The organism is Microbacterium sp. IEGM 1404 (assembly GCF_030056775.1).
Taxonomy (GTDB): Bacteria; Actinomycetota; Actinomycetes; order Actinomycetales; family Microbacteriaceae; genus Microbacterium.
Window position 1 is genome coordinate 28334 of the sequence record NZ_JASHKP010000006.1, and the last position, 18753, is coordinate 47086.

The 18753-nt window shown below is 65.6% G+C and carries 17 protein-coding genes and 4 pseudogenes; 7 read left to right on the plus strand and 14 right to left on the minus strand.

What is annotated here, in order from left to right; all coding sequences use genetic code 11:
- Position 1: 1 nt before the first annotated feature.
- Together QM517_RS18520 and QM517_RS17955 are read right to left on the minus strand one after the other, a co-directional pair.
- A pseudogene (locus QM517_RS18520) lies at positions 2–732 on the minus strand (IS5 family transposase); the annotation flags it as partial.
- 762 nt (positions 733–1494) lie between these two features.
- A complete protein-coding gene (locus QM517_RS17955; protein ID WP_108320574.1) occupies positions 1495–2436 on the minus strand; it encodes a GlxA family transcriptional regulator in 942 nt (313 codons plus the stop codon).
- A gap of 107 nt (positions 2437–2543) precedes the next feature.
- Between QM517_RS17955 and QM517_RS17960 the strand changes: the two genes are divergently transcribed.
- The 4 genes and pseudogenes from QM517_RS17960 to QM517_RS17975 all read left to right on the plus strand — a co-directional run.
- A complete protein-coding gene (locus QM517_RS17960; protein ID WP_108320575.1) occupies positions 2544–2855 on the plus strand; it encodes a putative quinol monooxygenase in 312 nt (103 codons plus the stop codon).
- A gap of 130 nt (positions 2856–2985) precedes the next feature.
- Complete coding sequence (locus QM517_RS17965) at positions 2986–3396, plus strand: GlcG/HbpS family heme-binding protein (RefSeq protein WP_063250650.1); 411 nt, start codon at positions 2986–2988, stop codon at positions 3394–3396.
- A gap of 777 nt (positions 3397–4173) precedes the next feature.
- Positions 4174–5502 (plus strand): annotated as a pseudogene (locus tag QM517_RS17970) (ISL3 family transposase).
- Between the two features lie 4 nt (positions 5503–5506).
- A pseudogene (locus QM517_RS17975) lies at positions 5507–5872 on the plus strand (excinuclease ABC subunit A); the annotation flags it as partial.
- A 126-nt stretch (positions 5873–5998) separates the two neighbouring features.
- Here QM517_RS17975 and QM517_RS17980 read toward each other — a convergent pair.
- The 4 genes from QM517_RS17980 to QM517_RS17995 all read right to left on the minus strand — a co-directional run bounded on the left by QM517_RS17980 (position 5999) and on the right by QM517_RS17995 (position 9307).
- Positions 5999–7129 carry an NAD(P)/FAD-dependent oxidoreductase gene (locus QM517_RS17980; protein ID WP_205797265.1) on the minus strand — a complete coding sequence of 377 codons (1131 nt, stop codon included), beginning with the start codon at positions 7127–7129 and terminating at the stop codon, positions 5999–6001.
- Between the two features lie 141 nt (positions 7130–7270).
- A complete protein-coding gene (locus tag QM517_RS17985) occupies positions 7271–7573 on the minus strand; it encodes a putative quinol monooxygenase (RefSeq protein ID WP_108320577.1) in 303 nt (100 codons plus the stop codon).
- Positions 7570–8139 (minus strand): type 1 glutamine amidotransferase domain-containing protein, encoded by a 570-nt coding sequence (locus QM517_RS17990; RefSeq protein WP_108320578.1) that lies wholly within the window; start codon positions 8137–8139, stop codon positions 7570–7572. Before QM517_RS17990 ends, QM517_RS17985 begins: the two co-directional genes overlap by 4 nt.
- Position 8140: 1 nt before the next feature.
- Positions 8141–9307 carry a glutathione-independent formaldehyde dehydrogenase gene (locus QM517_RS17995; protein ID WP_108320588.1) on the minus strand — a complete coding sequence of 389 codons (1167 nt, stop codon included), beginning with the start codon at positions 9305–9307 and terminating at the stop codon, positions 8141–8143.
- Between the two features lie 419 nt (positions 9308–9726).
- Here QM517_RS17995 and QM517_RS18000 point away from each other — a divergent pair, with 419 nt between their 5' ends.
- The gene (locus QM517_RS18000; protein WP_108320579.1) at positions 9727–10050 is read left to right on the plus strand and encodes a hypothetical protein; all 324 of its coding nucleotides are present in this window, start codon (positions 9727–9729) and stop codon (positions 10048–10050) included.
- A gap of 534 nt (positions 10051–10584) precedes the next feature.
- Here the strand turns inward: QM517_RS18000 and QM517_RS18005 are convergent.
- Together QM517_RS18005 and QM517_RS18010 are read right to left on the minus strand one after the other, a co-directional pair.
- A pseudogene (locus tag QM517_RS18005) lies at positions 10585–10950 on the minus strand (TMEM175 family protein); the annotation flags it as partial.
- Positions 10951–11007: 57 nt separating this feature from the next.
- Complete coding sequence (locus tag QM517_RS18010) at positions 11008–11796, minus strand: aldo/keto reductase (protein WP_240663921.1); 789 nt, start codon at positions 11794–11796, stop codon at positions 11008–11010.
- Positions 11797–12656: 860 nt separating this feature from the next.
- Between QM517_RS18010 and QM517_RS18015 the strand changes: the two genes are divergently transcribed.
- Positions 12657–13415 (plus strand): glucose 1-dehydrogenase, encoded by a 759-nt coding sequence (locus QM517_RS18015; protein ID WP_108320583.1) that lies wholly within the window; start codon positions 12657–12659, stop codon positions 13413–13415.
- Positions 13416–13500: 85 nt separating this feature from the next.
- On the opposite strand, the gene QM517_RS18020 is transcribed toward QM517_RS18015, so the two are convergent.
- A complete protein-coding gene (locus QM517_RS18020; RefSeq protein WP_264632333.1) occupies positions 13501–13773 on the minus strand; it encodes an SDR family oxidoreductase in 273 nt (90 codons plus the stop codon).
- 61 nt (positions 13774–13834) lie between these two features.
- Positions 13835–14368 (minus strand): DUF488 domain-containing protein, encoded by a 534-nt coding sequence (locus QM517_RS18025; RefSeq protein WP_308208924.1) that lies wholly within the window; start codon positions 14366–14368, stop codon positions 13835–13837.
- 309 nt (positions 14369–14677) lie between these two features.
- Here QM517_RS18025 and QM517_RS18030 point away from each other — a divergent pair, with 309 nt between their 5' ends.
- On the plus strand, positions 14678–14866 hold the full coding sequence (locus QM517_RS18030; RefSeq protein ID WP_258222898.1) for an SDR family oxidoreductase: 189 nt from the start codon (positions 14678–14680) through the stop codon (positions 14864–14866).
- Positions 14867–14930: 64 nt separating this feature from the next.
- Here QM517_RS18030 and QM517_RS18035 read toward each other — a convergent pair whose 3' ends face one another.
- The 4 genes from QM517_RS18035 to QM517_RS18050 all read right to left on the minus strand — a co-directional run bounded on the left by QM517_RS18035 (position 14931) and on the right by QM517_RS18050 (position 18554).
- A complete protein-coding gene (locus QM517_RS18035; protein ID WP_128219093.1) occupies positions 14931–15518 on the minus strand; it encodes a recombinase family protein in 588 nt (195 codons plus the stop codon).
- 237 nt (positions 15519–15755) lie between these two features.
- Positions 15756–16565 (minus strand): AAA family ATPase, encoded by an 810-nt coding sequence (locus QM517_RS18040; protein WP_070434716.1) that lies wholly within the window; start codon positions 16563–16565, stop codon positions 15756–15758.
- Positions 16562–17950 (minus strand): Mu transposase C-terminal domain-containing protein, encoded by a 1389-nt coding sequence (locus QM517_RS18045; RefSeq protein WP_070434715.1) that lies wholly within the window; start codon positions 17948–17950, stop codon positions 16562–16564. Before QM517_RS18045 ends, QM517_RS18040 begins: the two co-directional genes overlap by 4 nt.
- Before the next feature lie 7 nt (positions 17951–17957).
- Positions 17958–18554, minus strand: a complete 597-nt coding sequence (locus tag QM517_RS18050; RefSeq protein ID WP_070434801.1) for a recombinase family protein — start codon at positions 18552–18554, stop codon at positions 17958–17960.
- Positions 18555–18753 lie beyond the last annotated feature (199 nt).

Genomic DNA, 18753 nt, shown 5'->3' on the forward strand with positions numbered 1-18753 from the left:
CCTAGGGCGTGTCTGACAGACGCCGGGTCCAGGCGATGACGGCGTTGAGATCACTGCAGCGCGATAGACGATCGCATGCTTGTCGTAGCGGGTGGCGAGTCCACGCCATTACTTGAGGTGGCGGTAGCAGCGTTCGATGACGTTACGGCCCTTGTAGTCGGCGACATCGAACCTGACGGATCGTCCGCCGCGCGACCGGCAGCGCTTGCGGTGGCCTTGCTGGTCGGACGGTTCGGGGATCGCGGCCTTGATGCCGCGGGCGCGCAGGTGCCCGCGGCATCGCGCGGGATACGTACGCCTTATCGCCCCGGACCGCGTCGGGTCGGGTGCGGGGGTGGCCGACGAGACGAGCGACAGGTCGGTGCCCCATCAGCGGCAGGAACATCGGCGAGTCGCCGGCCTGCCCCGCTGTCAGCAACGCGACCAGCGGGAGGCCGTTGCCATCGACGAGCTAGTGGATCGTCGTCGACAGGCCGCCGCGGGAGCGGCCGACCGCCTGGCCAGGCGGCTCGACGTCCCGATTCGTGTGATTCGATCCGGCCCCCTGTCAGGCGCTTCGTGTTCGTCGCGTGCTGATGCGCAAGAGCGATCGGTGGAATCCACCGACAGCGACCAATCCACCAGCCCCGCCTCGTCCGCGACGGCGGTCAGCGCCGCGAGCACCGCGACCCACGTGCCTTCCGTGGCCATGCGGTGATGCCAGTTCCACACGGTCTGCCACGGCCCGAACAGTCCCGCCGGGAGGTGACCCATGAGGAGAACGTGGCGAAACTCGACCAGCTGGAGTAGTGGCGGCACGTAGAATCCGGGACTGGGTTCCGGCACAAGACACGCCGCTTCGCGCTCTGGCGGAGCGCCGGTTCGGACAGTTGTAGCGGAATCGTTCGTTTCCGGTGCCTCGTCGTGGATTAGAGGATTCCAACAGTTCTGTTCCGAGCTGTCCGAGGATGTTGAAGATAGCGCACCTATGCGTACATCTTCATCGTGCGAGGTATACGTGCATCCCGAAGCCAGCCGGATCGCTCGCGGTCAATCGCGGTAGGCGTACACGGCGAGGGACCGGCTTGTGGGCGCGTCGTCGTTCGCTTCGCTCCACCGCGCGAAGGGCCCAAGCGGACTCCTCTGGTCTCGTGACGGGCGTTCACTCCGGGTACCTGTGAATCCGTCGACACGCTGTCCTGAGACGCGGGACCGAAATTCGTAGTGTGGTCAAGCAGAGGTTTCCCGAGGATCGGCTTCGGCCGCCCTGACCTGACCGCCTTCGCGTCTTATCCCAATCGGCTCTGATCGGGTCTGCCGATCCTTTCGACGAGAACGCAGCGACATCACAGCCACCCAACCCCGACCGTCCGCGAAGCCGGGACACGTCACATGGCCTGTGCTGCGGGCGTGTCGAGGTGGGTCGTCCACGGGCGACGCGGGAGCGTCGACGCGACGTGCTGAGAGGTGGTTCCAGTCGAGCACTAGCACACCGGCTACAGGCATTGCGATAGGTCAGGAACGGCGTCGCTCCCTACGCAGGAGGGAGCGCAGAGTCTCGACGTTCGCGTAGCCGACCCGTAGCGCGATCTCGGCGGAGGTGAGGTCCGTGGTTGCTGAAAGGTGCCGAGCTCGTTCGATGCGAAGCCGTTGGACGAAGCCGAGCGGAGTGAGGTTGAGCGCCGCACGGACTCGTCGTTCGAGGGTGCGCCGGCTGGTGCCGAGCGACTGCGCGACGACGGCGACGTTGAACGGTTCGTCCAGGCGGGCGCGCACGAAGCGTTCGAACTCGACGACGATCGGGTCCTCGTGCCGGAGATGTTCGTAGGCGACGAAGGCCGCCTGCGACGGGCGCTCGTCGATGAGGAGAAGCTTGGCGACATGTTGGGCCAGGTCGGGGCTGATCGATCGCACGAGTGAGAGCGCGAGGTCGATGTGGGCGAAGGCGGCGCCGGCGGTGACGAGGTTCCCGTCGGCCACGACCATGGTGTCGAGATCGAGGGCGACGGTCGGATAGCGCTTCAGGAACTCCGGCCCCAGGAACCAGCTGGTCGTCGCCCGCCGATGATGCATCCGTCCGGTCTCGGCGACAGCGAACACGCCGGTGCACGCCGCGGCGATCCGGGTGGTCGCCTCGTCGAGGCGCCCGAGCGAGGCGATGACCGAACGAGCATCTCGGCTCTGGAGGGCGTCGTTGGTAGCGGCGGCCGTGAGGGTTCCAAGCGCAGGGACGACGACCACGTCGAACTCTCCGGACTCCGACAGCGGGTGGTCCACCGACAGGGTCATCGATGCCGTCGTGGTCACTCGCCGTTTCGGTCCGAGGATGGCGAGTTCGATCGGGTCGATCCGCGGGTCGACATCGCCGCGAGCTCCGTCGGCCACCCGCACGATGTCGATGATCGACGCGATAGCCGAACCGAAGCAGCCGTCGATCGCGATCAGTCCGATACGCATGACGTAAACAATAGCAATACTGCCGTATACGCCATTCCCTACCGGCCCTCGCTCGTCATACGCTGAACTCGTCCTACGAAGAACCCCGATTTCAAGGAGAGTCCCTCATGTCCACACCCGCATCACTTCCGTATGCCTTCGTCGCCAAGATCGTCGCGGCCGATGGACAGCACGACGCGCTCGCCGATCTGCTCGCCAGCGCTGTCGCACTCGCCAACGAAGAAGTAGGAACGATTGTCTGGTTCGCGGTCAGGACCCACGCCGACACCTTCTGGATCTTCGATGCATTCCCCGACGAGGCCGCTCGCGACGCCCACGCCAACGGCGCCATCGTCGCAGCCCTGACGGACAATCAGCACCTCCTCAGCGCAGCACCCGAGATCATGGCGGCCGACGTCCTCGCGTCCAAGCTCCCGTAGTCCGCCAACGCACGTCCGCAACGCGAACACAACACGAGCGCTGTCGGTCACAAACTCAACAGGCAAACCAACGGGCGGCTCTGGAGCGGCTCGAGCCACAAAGCGCACGCCACACTCGAAGGAGCAATTGATGCCATCTATTCCTACATTGTCGTTGGACGACGCCAAACGTGTCATCGCGGCAGCAGAAGCTGAATCCAGCACGCAGGGTCAGCCCAGTAACATCGCCGTCGTCGATGCCGGCGGCAATCTCGTCGCTCACGTACGGATGGACGGAGCGTGGCTGGGCAGCATCGACATCTCGATCAACAAAGCTTTCACGGCCCGAGCGTTCGACACAGCCACCAAAGACCTCGGCGACCTCGCCCAACCCGGTGAGCAGTTTTACGGCATCAACGCCTCCAACGACGGTCGGGTGATGATCTTCGCCGGTGGCATCCCGCTCGAGCGCGACGGCCAGGTCGTCGGCGCCGTCGGCGTCAGCGGAGGAACCGGCGTCCAAGACCAGGCCGTCGCCGAAGCCGCCGCCAGCGCCTTCTGAGACCGACCCGCACCGAACCCGGCCCCCGGCCGGCACGGGGCTGGATGCGTGCGTCGTCGACGTAGACGGTCACGGCTCGGACCTGACGGCCAACCAGCACCTCCTCGGCGCAGCACCGAGATCATGGCGGCCGACGTCCACGCGTCCAAGCTCCCGTAGTCCGCCAACGCACGAGACGATCGCGCCCCTCCGAGCCGTAGCCAGGTCGCGACGCAACGCCACGCTGCGTTGCCGAGCGGTGCGAGGCCTATCGACACACGGACAGGATGCCGGCCGCGAGGGGTCCGTCGCAGAGGAGAGCGACGTCGGTGTCGGGCAGAGCCGTGAGTCCAGCGCATCGCGCGACCACCAGAACCGAACAGCCCCTGACCTGCGTTTCCGCAGGTCAGGGGCTGTTCGCCGGAGCCCCCCGTGGGAATCGAACCGACGACCTCATCACGTCGGCTTTGCGTCTATCGCTTGATGCGCCCACTGGGCAAACGAGCCGCTGACCTGCGCAAACGCCGAGCGTGGGGGACACCGCCATCCGGTGGTGACCGACGACGACCGACCAGTACCGACCGTTTCACCGGAGCTTGCGGCGGCGCCGAAGCCGAGCAAGCTCCATTCCTTTAGCTCACCGCGCCCTCCTCCTCGCCGGTCCCGTCGTCGTCGAAGACGTTTCGGGGGTCTTCTGAGACGACGGTGTAGGTCGGCCGGGACGCGTTGGTCCGCAGATAGACGTGGAGGTCTCCCGACGACGGAGGTTCCTACGCCATCCATCCGAAAGACCTCGACGTGACCGACGCTACCCCGCCGGCCGGCTTCGGCCGCCCTGACCTGACCTGACCGCCTTCGCTCGACTCGACGGCCTCGGTCTGAGCGTGACCGGACAACGACTTGAACCGGATCGTGCGGTCCGCGTGCCGCGTGATGGAACCAGATCAGTGGTGCCGACGGTGCGGCAGCGAAGGCGCTGCTCGTGACACCGTGATCCGGCGGTTGGCCCACGAGCCGCAGGGCTGGCGACCGACCGTGCTGGAAGTTGTAGTGCGCCGCTACCGCTGTGCCGACTGCGGACACGTGTGGCGCCAAGACACCAGCGCCGCGGCGGAACCACGCGCGAAGCTCTCGCGCACCGGGCTGCGGTGTGCGCTGGAGGGGATCGTGGTCGCACACCTCACCGTCGCCCGTGTCGCCGAGGGACTCGGGGTCGCGTGGGACACCGCCCCAACGGCGCGGTCTTGGCTGAAGGCAAGCGACTGCTGATCAACGACCCACGCGGTTTGAGGGCGTGAACGTCATCGGCGTCGATGAGCACGTCTGGCGCCATACCAGGCTTGGCGACAAGTACGTTACCGTGATCATCGACCTCACCCCAGTCCGCGATGGCGCCGGCCCAGCAAGGCTGCTCGACATGGTCGAGGGCCGGTCGAAGGCGGCGTTCAAGACCTGGCTCGCCGACCGCGACGACGCCTTCCGTGAGCGGTCGAGGTGGTCACGATGGACGGCTCCATCGGGTTCAAGACCGCCGCTGCAGAGGAGATCCCGGACGCGGTCACGGTGATGGATCCCTTCCACGTCGTGCGCCTGGCCGGTGACGCCCTCGACAGGTGTCGGCGCCGGGTCCAACTCGCGCTCCACGGGCACCGTGGGTTCAGGGACGACCCGCTCTACAAGTCGCGGCGCACGCTACACACCGGCGCGGACCTGCTCACCAACAAGCAGAGCGACAGGCTACGCGCGCTGTTCGTTGGTGACGCTCACGTCGAGGCCGAGGCGACCTGGGGTGTTTACCAGCGCATGACCGCCGCCTATCGCCACGAGGACCGGCAACGTGGCCGCGAGCTCATGGAGAAGCTGATCACCGACCTCAGCGCCGGCGTCCCTAAGGTGCTCACCGAGCTCACCACCCTGGGCCGGACCCTGGAGAAGCGAGCCGCTGACGTGCTCGCCTACTTCGAACGACCCGGCACTAGCAACGGGCCGACCGAGGGGCTCAACGGACGGCTCGAACACCTACGCGGCTCCGCACTCGGGTTCCGCAACCTGACCAACTACATCGCCCGAAGCCTGCTCGAGACCGGCGGCTTCAGACCCCAACCCCTACACCCCCGATTGGGATGAGCCGCTTTCCGGGGGTGAAGCGCAGCGTGTCAAGCTCGCGACCGAGTTGCAGCGGGCGCAGCGCCGAGACACGCTGTACGTCTTGGACGAGCCGACCTCCGGGCTCCACTGCGCCGACACGGATCGTCTGGTCGCGCATCTGCAGACGCTCGTCAAGGCGGGTAATACTGGCGTCGTCGCGGCAGAGCTCGATATGCGTGTCATCGCAGTGGCCGACCACGTGATCGATCTAGGGCCCGGTGCGGGCGACGCTGGCGGGACCGTGGTTGCAGCTAACACGCCCGAGCACGTCGCGAACAAAGGCGTCGGTGCTTCCGCCGGCTACCTCACCGCCGCACCGCACGCAGCCATCAACGTAACCCCATCCTGACGAGTGACGAGATCGTAGTCTCGGGCGGGGAGCTTAGAGGCCAGGACGTCCAACTCCTCGATCGTGGGTTCGCTAAACAGTTTGCCGGCCAGAAGCGCGGATCCCCCCGCGATAGAGAGACACGCCCTAGCTCTGGGCCTCGCCGAGGCGCGCTTCGGGCGTGAGCTCGGCGCGGAGACCGCCGCCGGTCGCAGCCCGGGCAAGAGCGCGACCCAGCGCAGGTGCCTGCTTGAACAAATTGTGACCGGCCACAAAAAAGACAGAGCCCGCCTCCCACACGGCCACGCCGTCCTCACTCCACGGGAGGTCGGTCACCCAGCAGTGAAGGAAGTCGCGCGGCTCAGGGTGAAGACCGGGCAGCGCCCGTGTCACGTACTCGCGTGCGCGTTCGTCCAGCGATCGAATCGCCGCCGGGTCGATGAAAGTTCCGTCGTCGCGGACGCCGACGGTGTCGCTGAGTCCAACCGAATAGCTGCTATTACCCGGTAGCGGCGTCGCGTAGACGCCGACCTCGCCGAAGACGCCGCTACTGTCCTGCAGGCACGCGACTCGTGCCGGGGCGGCGGCTTTCACGTCGAAGGTCAGCCTGACGTGTGCGGCGAGGCGAACCGGCAGCGACAGGCCGACGCTGCGTGCCAGGCGGGCGGTTTCGCGGCCGGCGCACACGACCACCTTGGAGTAGATAGACCGGTCGGTGACGCTGCGCACCTCGACCGTTCCATCGGCGCGGGGATCGATGGAGATGACCTCACCGGTGGTGACCGCATCTGCAAGGGCACCCGTGAGTGCCGTGATTGCGGCGCGGGTGCGGATCGCGCCGCCTGACTCGTCGAGCACCGCTGGCCCCGAGTACCCAGCGAGCAGCGGCATCCGCCGGGCGACCTCGGCCGCGTCGATCTCGTGAGCTTCCACGCCGCCGACCTCGTCGAGCACCCGCAGCCGCGCCAGGGCGCTGTCTCCGATCGCCAGGACACCGTCTGATGAGACCAGCTCGACATCGAAGTGTTCGGCCCACTCATCCCATACGCCGCGGCTTTCGCGCGCGAAAGCGACGAGTCGCGGGTCGTCGTGGGCATGCCGGAAGATCCGCGACTCGCCTGCGGACTGACCCGTCCCGGGCAGACCAGCCTCGTACAAGCGCACCGGCACGCCCTGCTCCCGCAGCGCGTACGCCGTCGACAGACCGACGATCCCGCCCCCGATCACTGCTACCTCGGGTGCACGCGTCGTGGCAACGCCGTCGTCAGTTCCTGTCATCGCGGTTCCCCGATCTGTTGCTGATTAGCGATAGGCCGCAAAAGAAGGGGCCGCTGCCACGACGTCAGCGGGCTGTGTAAGCCCGAAGTCACCGCGCGCAGCGACCCCTCCTTTCTGTGCCAATACTCCCGGGCTGTCGTGTCAGGCGGGGAGTTTGGAGCCCAGGACGTCGAGCTTCTCGATCGTCGGTTCGCTGAACAGTGTGCCGGTCTGCTCGCCGAGAGCGGTCGCTACTGCGCCGGACAGGTGCGCGTCGCGGCCGGCGTCATCGGGGAACACGTCGAAGATGCCGAAGGAAGAGGGGCCGAGACGAATCGCGAACCACGCTATGGTGGCCGGTTCCTCCTCGACGAGTCCTCGCCCGATGCCGAGAAATTCTTGGACCTCGTCTTCCTTGCCGGGCAGGGCCTCCAGCCTGACAAGCAGTCCCTTTGTCACGCTCATGACGTCACCTCCTCCTGGGTCGAGTTGCTCGCAAATTTCGCCACGATCGTGTCGCAGAACGCAGGCAGGTCCTCGGGTGAGCGGCTGGTGATCAGATTCCCGTCGACCACGACGTCCTGGTCGACGACGTCAGCACCGGCGTTGCGCAGGTCTGTGCGGATGCTCGGGAAGGACGTCAAGGTGCGACCTCCGACCACGCCAGCCTCGATCATCGTCCACGGCCCGTGACAGATCGCCGCCACGGGCTTGCCACTCTCCACGAAGTCGCGGACGAAGGAGACGGCGTCCTTGTCGACCCGGAGCTGGTCGGGGTTCACCGTGCCGCCGGGAAGCAGCAGGGCGTCGTAGTCGCCCACCGAGGCATTGGCGACCAACCCGTCGACGGTGAACGTGCCCGCTTCATCCAGGTCGTTCTCACGGGCCTTGATCTCGCCGTCGTGGATCGAGAGGACCTCGGTCTGAGCGCCGGCCCGTTCCAGTGCTTCGCGGGGTTGCTCGAGCTCAACGCGTTCGACTCCGTCGGCGGCGAGGATCGCGACCCTCTTGCCCTGGAGATCTGCTGCCATCTCAGTTTTCCTTCTTTCCGTTTGACATGCCGGGCTTGATGAGGACCTTGGTCCAACCCTTGGACCGGGCGTCGAAGTTCTTATAGGCATCGGCGGCTTGGTCCAGCGAGATTTCGTGGGAGACGATCCACGAAGGGGTCGCCTTGCCGGCCGCGATCAAGTCTCGCAGTCGGCGGTTGTACCGCTTGACCGGGGCCTGACCGCTTCCCATGGTCTGACCCTTGAACCAATGTGTGCCGTAGTCGATGGCTGCCTTGCCCTGTTTGGCCAATTCGCCCTTGGCCCCCGGGTCCTGGGGGATGAACACGCCAACGGTGCCGATTCCTCCGGTGAAGCGGACCGCGTTGATGAGCATGTTCAGCGTGGCGGCGGTGTCCTCGTTGCCCTGGGGATCGTGGGCCTGGTAGCCCACGCATTCGCAACCACGGTCAGCTCCGAGCCCCATCGTCTCGTCCAGCACAGCCTGCACGGGGTCGACCTTGGAGTCGTCGATGGCAATCGCACCGATCTGCTCGGCCAACGCGAGCCGGTCAGGGTGACGATCGACCACCATCACCTTCGCGGCACCCTTGATCATCGCGGACAGGGCAGCCATCAGCCCGACCGGGCCCGCCCCGGCGATCACAACGCTGTCGCCGGGTATCACGCCGGCCATCTCGGTGGCGTGGTAGCCGGTGGGGAAGATGTCAGAGAGCATGACGTAATCGTTCTCCTTCTCCTCCGCATCCTCGCCCAGGCGCAGCGCGTTGTGGTCACCGAAAGGCACGCGGAGCAGCTCCGCCTGGCCACCGCCATAGGGACCCATGTCGGCGAACCCATAGGCCGCTCCGGCCAAGGATGGTTCGGGCTGGGTGGTGAGACAGTAGTTGGTCAGGCCGCGTTCGCAGTTCTTACAGAAGCCGCACGAGATGTTGAACGGGAGCACAACCCGGTCTCCGACCCTGACCTTCTCCACGCCGCTGCCGACTTCGATGACCTCCCCCATGTTCTCGTGACCGAACGTCCGGCCTACCTCGAAGGACGTCCGCCCCTCGTACATGTGCAGATCCGAGCCGCAGATGTTCGTCGTCGTCACCCTGACCAGGACATCGGTAGGGCGCTCGATCTTCGCGTCCGGGACGTCCTTCGTGCTGACCTGACGGGGCCCCTCGTACACCACTGCCTTCATGTCCACTCCCATCAGATGTATTGCTCGATGCTTCTTTGACGGGGCCTCGACAACGCCGGCCCTCCGCGAGACAGCAAACGCCCCCGCCGAACGACATGTCAAGGGGCTCGCCCTTGAGTTGACGTGTAGCGATCGAGCCGGGATAGTGCCCGGGTCCCGCTGCGCGGAACCCTCTCCCCCAGTCTCAGGGCATGGGGTTTCTCGGATCAAAAGAGCCACAGTCGACACCCGACCAGCGCCGTCGATGCCTGGGATGCCGCACTCGCGGATCACAGCAAGGAGATGCTGAGCCGGCTGCGGGCCGAGGTTGAGCAGATTCAAGCCGAGGCTGACGCCTCGGACGACCTGGCGGACGAGCACACGGAATAGAACATCTGTTCTAAAATCGATAACCTGGCGGTCCGCAAGGAGGATCGGCAGTGGGTACATCGAAGCGATACGCGTCGGCGGTCGATCGCAGGATGGATACCCGGATACTGGAGCGGATCGCTGCGGAGGCCGGCCCCCTGCAGTCGCTCTCGAGCGCTGAGCTGCGGTTAGACGTAGAACCGGTGACTATCGACCCGCGGCCGAAGCCGGCGAAGGCGTGGGTGCGCTTCGGCGCGACGCCGGCGCTCGTCGACGCGGAGGTCTGCCGGTGGACAGCGGATGCCTGCGCGATCAGGTTCCGCGTGGGCGAGACGGAGATGAAGGCATGGGTATGGGCCTCGGCGGTCACGCCGGCCTCTCCTGGAAGGCGCTGAACGTCCCTGTGGACGGTTTCTGCGGCGCCGCCGGCATCCCGGTTGCCTGGCGTCATGGATGACGACGAATGGCCAGGCTTCTCCCCTACCTGTGAGCGCTGCCTGGTGCAGCTGCAACCGTCGTGGAACCCGCCGACTCCCCCGGTCTGGCGGTGCCCGAATTGCGGCCTGGTGCGCGTGTTCTAGCCGATCTGGCGATCGGCGAGCAAAGCAAGCCCGAAAACGTCGGACGACGGTAGGTCGCTATTCACTCGCAAGGAACGAGCAGCTCCGAGGTACCATCCGCTCCTTCAGTCAACGAGCCATCTGATCGTGTCCCGGTTCCATACCGGGTCTGTACACGGGCTTTGCGGGGGGAATGACGTAGCCCAACGTTACAATCCCCGCCGCGATCAATCCGCCACGCCAATTCCAGAACGCCACTCCGGACGCCGCCCAGTAGGCAGCGGCGGTAAGACCATATTTGATGGTGAGGCGGCGAGGATAAGCCTCGGTCAGCCTTTGATCGGGTAGACCTTTGGCGGTGGCGTGCACTCACCGAAGAAACCACCAGGTCGCCGGTGCCGCTGCTATGCCCAGGTACCAGAGGGCGGCGGTTGTGCTGTCCGCATCTCCACCGAAATGTTCGACCAACGGGCGCGCGGGAAATGGAGTGATACTGACCGCAGCCAAGAAGCCGATGGTCAGCAGGTTGTAGCCGTGGTCGGTCTTCTCTAGCAGCTTGCCGCTGAAATGGCTGTGGGCCCAATAGAGGCCGATGAGGATCACGCTGAGGACGTAGGCGGCGTAGTCCGGTGCCAGCTTCAGGTAGGCCGCGGCGAGGTCGCCATCCTCAGGCCTCGGTGCGTGCAGTTCCACCACAGGAAGTGTGATCGCGATCGCAAGCACCGCGTCGTTGAACGCCTCGAGCCGATCCGTCTCACGTTCGGTTCCCTTGAGAGAAAACCGCCATTTGAGCTAGAGCATCTCGAGCGGGCGACGGTCGCGTGGCCGAGGAAATGCCGCGTCGAGTGTCGCAAGGTCGGCGTCGGAGAGGACGATATCTGCGGCTGCCCGGTTCTCCCGCACATGTGCGATCGAACTCGCCTTCGGGATGGCGATGAGGCCATCGTGCCGCAACGTCCAGGAAAGTGCGACCTGCGCAGGGGTAGCACCGACCTTGGCTGCGATCTTCACAAGGGAGGGATGGTTTGAGAGTCGTCCCTGCTCGACGGGACTATACGCCATGACAGGCATTTCATGAGCGACGAGCCACGGCAACAATTCCAACTCAGGGCCTCGACGGACGAGATTGTAGAGAACCTGATCGGTCACGCAGCCATCCCCGCCGGCAGAAACAAGCTCGTCCATGTCGTCAGTATCGAGGTTGCTGACACCCCAATACCGAATCTTCCCGGCCGATTTCAGCGCCTCCATCGCTTCTATCGTCTCAGCGAGCGGCACCGATCCCCGCCAGTGGAGCAGGTAGAGGTCGAGCCGGTCGGTGCCGAGACGTCCCAAGCTCGCCTCGCATGCGCGTGAAAGGCGTGCGCGCGAGGCGTTCTGCGGATACGCCTTGCTGACGAGGAACAACTGGTCGCGCCGGTCGCCTAGCGCTTCGCAGATCAGCGTTTCCGCCGCGCCGTCGCCGTACATCTCGGCAGTATCAACGAGCGTCATGCCCAGCTCGACACCGGCGATCAACGCGGCGATCTCGTCGGATCGTCGCTCAGCACGCTCGCCCATCTTCCAGGTGCCTTGACCCATCGAAGGAACGACTTCTCCGCCCGGCAAAGTCACATGCCTCATATGCCGTCACTCCTTCAGATGTTCTCGGGTCGCCGCGTCTACCCACCCCCGGAGGGTACAACGCACACCACACGCTCGCGTCCCCCATCTATGACAGGCGTACCGGGGACGCCGGCGCGCAGGGCAGTTTCTCGGTCGGCTCGTCCACGTCCCGCACGGCGGCAATGGACCAAGCAGGGTCGCGGACCCAACTGCCCTCGATCGTCCTCACAGGTCGGCGCGCTCCTATTGTTGCTGTTCGGAAAGGCCCTTCTGACCCCGAAGTCGGTCGCGATCTGCTTGATCGTCACACCATCTTCACGACCGCGAGCCACGCGCACGACATCGTCGCGGAACTCACGAGGATAGGGCTTGGGCATGATGACATCCTCCCAGCGGCACCAACCAGCACCACAGATCAGGTGTCACCTATCCGTGCAGCAGTCCCGTCGGCTCGGGGGCACCGTCAGTGTCGCGCCAGTTATCGTGTCGCGCGAACCTCGCAGTCCGATTCGTCCTCTGCAATGAACACACTTTCAACCGTCACGTCCCAGTGCCTGTACCGGCCCGATCCCTCGAGCTCGCGCTCGATCCTGTTCATGAAAGAGGTCGTCGCGCTGCCCACGTGGGGCAGGAACGGGCCGTAGTGAACCGCCCTCTCGTCGCCTACCGGACACTAGGCTCGCGTTCATGGGAACGATCTCATTCGCCTTCTTCGGCATCGACCGCCCCACCTTGGATAGCGACGTCCGCCGGCTCACAGCCGACACCGCGTCGCAGCTCCCGCACTGAACGAGCGACGCCGACCGACGCCGCTCCCCGAGAGAAAGAAGCACACAATGTCAAACTCGCTCGATGGCAAGGTCGCACTCGTCACCGGTGGTGGCGGAGGGATCGGGCGCGAGACCGCGAAGGTCCTCGTCGACCACGGCGCACGGGTCGTCGTCGCCGACCTGTCCGAGAATGCCGGCAACGGGACGCTCGAGTACATCGACGGCGGAGACGCCGTGACGTTCGTCCGGGCGGACGTGACCGACCTCGCGTCGATGCAGCACCTGGTCCAGGCCACGGTGGACCGCTACGGCCGACTCGACATCGCGCACAACAACGCCGGCATCGAGGTCACCGGCCCCGACCTCGCCGACGTTACGGTGGAGCAGTTCGACAAGGTGATCGCCGTCAACCTCACCGGAGTGTTCATCAGCATGAAGGCCGAGATCCCGCAGATGCTAGCGCAGGGCGGCGGATCCATCATCAACACCGCCTCGTCCCTCGGGCAGGCCGCCATCGCCCACCAGTCCGCCTACGTCGCGTCGAAGCACGGCGTCATCGGCCTCACCCGAGCCGCCGCGGTGGAGTACTCCGACAAAGGCATCCGCGTGAACGCAGTGCTGCCCGGGGTGATCCAGACGCCAATGATAGACGCGCTGGAGGAGACCTACCCCGGCTTCAAGGACGCGCTGCTGACGAAGCACCCGATCGGCCGACTCGGCACGCCGCACGACATCGCCGAGATGGTCGCGTGGCTCGGTTCGGACGCGGCCGCCTTCGCGACCGGCTCGCAGTTCGCCGTCGACGGCGGGTACCTCGCGATTTAGACGAGGTGGCCACGACGGACGGGAGGCACGGTGTCAGCTGGCACCGTGCCTCCCGTCCGTCACCGGTCGCGCCGCGACCCGCGTGTCAACCGTTCTTCGCGGCCAGTCGGTCCGTCTCGCTGTCGTTCCGCCACCCGGCGGTCGCGCCGCCGTCGACGCTGTAGTTCTGTCCGGTCACCCAAGAGGACTCGTCGGAGGCCAGGTAGAGCGCCGTGTACGCGATGTCCTCGCCCGTGCCGGGGCGTTGAATGAGCGCGTTGCCGACCTGCCAGGCCTTGCCCTCCGCGTCCACCGCCTTGTCCGTCGCCGGGGTGCTGACGATCGGCGCTTCCGACCCGCCGTAGTGCAGTGTGCCCATGGTGGACGACATCCATTCTCGGAATGACAACTCGGTCACATCGGCGAGAGGCTCGCTATGCCTACGGTTGCCCTTCCAGGTTAGTGGGCGGGTACCAGACCCGCTGCCCCTCCACCGACGCGAACGACGTGAGTGTGTGGGGTTTGGTGGAGGTGGCGCTCATGATGTCCTTCACAGAAATGTGGCGAACGAGCAGCGCATCCGCGATGAGAGACCGGTGGCAGCGCCACGGGACCGCTTCCGCGCACATGATCGCCACAGTCTTCTCTTTTGCTCGATCGATTAGACGGTCTATTCCACGCGCGAAGGGCTCGGTTTGCATGTAGTCGGCGTAGCTTCGGAAGCTTTTGTTGCGCCAGGCACCGTTGATGCTCTCCACATTCACTGGGGTGTGGCGGAGACCGCCGAGTTCTTTCATCCGCGCATAGTGCAGGCCTGCGTCCGTCAGGTTTTCCTCAAGCGCCTGCGCGCCGAATTGCGGGTTATGTCGGGAGCCGGGAACCGTCCGCACATCGATGAGTTGTTGCACGCCGTTGTTTTCGAGCAGCGCTATGAACTCCTCGATCGGGTGTGTGGAGTGACCGATGGTGAACACTGTCGAGGGTTGCATCCTGCTCCTGAACGGTTGCGAGCGGTCGGTTGCGACCGGGGAACTCCTCGCACCCAAGGGGTCCCCCGGTCAGCCGATCAGCGGCTCGCTCCCTTGAGCAGGATGGTGCGGGTGCCGTCGTCGAGGTCGATCCACCAGACGAGGCGGTTGCTGTCGCGGTCGATGCCTGCCCGGTGGGCGGGCGGTCTGAATCGGCCTGACTTTCGTTCCTATCGGGAGCCTTGTCCGACAGGTGTCGGATTGGCTGATTCCTGATCAGCGTAATACGCCTGTTCGACCTCGGCGGGTGTGCGCATGTCGGAGGAGACCTACCCCGGCTTCAAGGACGCGCTGCTGACGAAGCACCCGATCGGCCGACTCGGCACGCCGCACGACATCGCCGAGATGGTCGCGTGGCTCGGTTCCGACGCGGCCGCCTTCACGAGCGGCTCGCAGTTCGCCGTCGACGGCGGGTACCTCGCGATGCCGGTGGGTGTGCCGTAGTCCGTGGCGTGCAGCGCCGCGGCCCGGTTGGTGATGAGGTCAAGGGCAACTAGTCGAACCCCCCTCAGCCACGACGCGCCTCCATCCGCTTCTGATGCCTGCCGGCCGCGCGGTAGACGCTGCTGCGCGACGTGTTGAATAGCGTGGCGATCTCTGCCGGAGTCATCTCGTTGTCCGCGAAGTGCCTGGCGATCGCCGCATCCTTCTCGGGCGACAAGCTCGGCTGCCGGCCTTTCAACTTCGCCCGGACCGCGGGGCGCGCCATCGCCTCCTGGGTCCGGAGACTGATCCATCCGCCCTCCGCCTCAGCCATGCCAGCGAGGAAAGTGAGAAACAGCTTCGACCACGGGTCGCGAGGGTCGTACGTGGTGCGCCCCATCTGAAAGATCACGCCGCGTTCGGTGAGCTCACGAACCTGCCGGAGCGTCTCTTCCGCATTCCGCGCGAACCGGTCCAGCCGTGGGACGACGAGAGTATCCCCCTCCCGCACCGCGGCCATCGCTTCACGCAGCCCTGAACGTTCGAGGTTCTTACCCGTGAACCCCTCGTCGGTGTAGATCCGGTCGGGGGCGACACCCAGCTCGAGCAGGGCGAGGCGCTGCGTCTCGACGTCCTGGGCGATAGTGGACACCCGTGCGTAGCCAACGATCATCTGACCCTCCTCGTCGTCCCATATAGGGAACCGTCAGCGGGATTTCTTACGAACACGCTATATGGGACGGTCGACATCGTCGGTGAGGCACGTGATTCTGCCTGAGTCGTCAGCAAGCGCGCACGCTCGATGGCGTCCCACAAAGCGATCCCCTTGCGGTCACATATGGCAGCCCTTCCCGAACTTGTGAATGTTGACGCTCTTTGGCGGTGTTCTTGCGTTGTTGTTTGGCGGTGGCTATCCGATGACGAGGACGCTGGCGGCGGCTTCGACGACGTCGTCGGTGATGGTCTCGAGTTCGTTGATCTTGAGCACTCGTGCGATTTGGGGGAAGAGGCGTTCGAGGAGGCGGAAGTTGCCGCGAGTGATGCGTTCGATCGCGGCGATGGCTTGCGCGTCGGTGAAGTCGTCGGGGTCGAGGGTGCGGCCCAGTCGCTTCCAGCGACGTTCGAGGACGAAGAGGAGTTCGTCGCGGCCGAGGTTGCGGTAGCGGTGGGAGAACCCGAGGCGGCTGTAGAGCTGGGGGTAGTGCCGGAATCGTTGGTCGATGCCGGGCATGCCGATCAGGATGATCGCGGTGTGCTCACGGTCGTGCCGGTCTCGGAGGACTTCCAGGGCCGTGGGCGTGAGGCGTTCGGCCTCGTCGATGATGAGCAGCTCGACCCGCTTGCCCATGTTGTAGCGGCCGTGAGTCCCCGTAACTTTGCCGGTGGCGCGCAGGTGCTCATCGATGCAGATGCCCAGCCTGGTCTGCAGGTGGTCGATCTCATGGACGAGCTGCGCCGGCTTAGGGAGGACCGGTGGCGTGTAGAACAGGGTCCGGGATCGGTTCGCGGTGGCGTAATGCTCTGTGTCGGTCTCGCTCCGCGGTCCCCACTCGGTGATGAAGGGTTCCAGGGTGTCCCAGTGGGCGTATCGGCGGCCGGATTGCGTCTTGCCGACGCCGGCATCGCCGTGGCAGATGCCGATCGTGCGTTCCTTGCGGACGGCGTTGGCGAATTCGATGAAGCGGCGGTGTTCTTTCGTGACGATGAAGTCGCGGCTCATGGCTCGTCCTCTTCGTAGGTGCGTAGTCTCACCTGGCGTGGTGTCCGCGGCTCGGTTCGCGGCTCGTCACGGACGGCTGTCTGGGGGATGCGTTCGTTGATCTGTTGACGCAGCCGCCGACGGCGGGCGCGTCGGGCGGTCTCGATGTCGCGCAGGGAGAGTCGCTGGTTGGGGTGTGCTTCGTCGATCGCGATGCAGATGTGCGTGTCGTGGTCGTAGACGCGGATCTCGGACACGTCGCGCGGGTCGTACCTGATTGTCACGCTGCGTCCGACGAACGGCGCGAGTGTGGGTGAGAGGTACCGCTGGCCTTGGAAGTGGATGCCATCGCGTTGGACGACGCGGTTCTTCGGCAGGGTCAGCAGCAGCCCGTCGAGCTGGTCGAGGCTGTCGGGCATCCGCGGCAACCAGCCGTCACCGATCCAGGCCTCCTTCGGGCTGGCGCCGATCTCGCTGTGGGGGCGCTCGTTGTACTCGGTGACGAACCGGCCGATGGCCTGATCGAGGTCCGCGAGGCTGAGCTGCGGCTTCGGGGCTCGTGCCCGAGGGGTGAGGTGGCCGGGGAGGGTCGTGAGAAGTTCGGTGTTCACGGTGCCGAAGAATCGCTCGATCTTCCCGCGACCTTGCGGCCGGCCGACTGTCGAGTAGATCAGCCGGATCTTCAACGCCACCGCCGTGTACTCCAGATGCCTGCTGGTGAAGTCGCTGCCGTGGTCGACGTGGAGCACGTCGGGGAGACCGCACATCGCCCAAGCCGGGTTGGTCTTGCGCCAGATCGCCTGCCGCAATGCGAGCGCCGTGTTGATCGCCGAGGGCGCCCCTGTGAACACGGTGTACCCGCAGATCGCGCGCGAGTAGTCGTCGATCACGACCGTTAGCCAGGGGCGTTCCGGCTTCCCATCGGCGCCGACGATGAGGATGTCGAGTTCGGTGTGATCGGCCTGCCAGATCGCATTCGGTCGCTCGGCTCGGCGGCGGAACACTAGCTCGTGTCGGTCCCGGTACGCGGCTGGGCCGTCCAGCGCGAGGGTCACGAGTGCCGGGTCAAGGCGGTGCAGGATCGACCGGACCGTCGAATAGCTTGGACGGGCGCACCCGATGCGGTCGGCCTCGGCCATGGCGAGCCGGTGCAAGGCCGCCATCCCGGGACGCGGTTTGGTGAGTCCGAGCTGCTCAACGAACGCGACCAGGTCTGGGTCGGTGCGCCGGGTCCCCGCGTCCGCTCGCGCGCTCGGTTTCAGCCCGTCGATCCCCGCCACCGCGTAGTCATGGTTCCAGCGTTGAAGGGTGCGCAGACCGATTCCGGTCTCCCTGACCAGCGTGGCCAGGGGAATGTCATCCTCGACATGGAGACGCAGGATCCGCCACCGGGCCAGCGCGTCCATGGCACATCTAGTCGCCGACCGCTGCCGGGGTGCCGGTGGCGTGCTGATGACGGTAGAGCGTCGCTCTGGACCATCCGACCAGTCGGGCTGCGTCTTCGGCGGTGCGTCCCTTCGCGCGCGCGTCTCGCACGATCGCAAGCTTCTCCTTCACGACGCCCGGATCCACGGGTGGCCGGCCGAAGCGCGTGCCAGCCTGCTTCGCCGCGGCGATGCCGGCGTTGACTCGCTCGGTGATCAGTTCACGCTCGTACTCCGCCAGCGTCGCGAGCATGCCCAGCATCATCCGCCCGGACGAGGTCTCGGGGTCGATGCCATCCGAAATCGATCGAACCTTCACGTCCTTCTCGCGCAGCAGGTTCACCGTGTTCAGCACGTCGATGAGGGAGCGCCCGAGTCGGTCGATGCGCCAGACGACCACCGTGTCGCCGGGCTCAGCGTACTCCAGAAGTCTCTTCATCCCTGGCCGCTGCACCGCGGCACGGCTGCCCGAGGTCACGTCTGAGAAGACGTCCCTCGCCTCAACACCCGTCGCGCCCAGGGCGTCGAGTTGCAGGCGCGCGTCCTGACTGACGGTGCTCACGCGCGTGTACCCGAGAAGCCTCACCCGATCAGCATGCCTCACAAACTCCTGTCGCGCGACCCCGTGAGGCAGAGCGCGATGAGGCAACTTTTCGAGACGTTCTCAACGCCCGAAATTGTGCGACGACGGCACCCTTTGACGCATCGCTCATCATGTCTCATTTAGCTATAGATGAACGAGGCGTTCGGAGAGCGCAACCAACACGTCGTTTCGGGATCCGGCA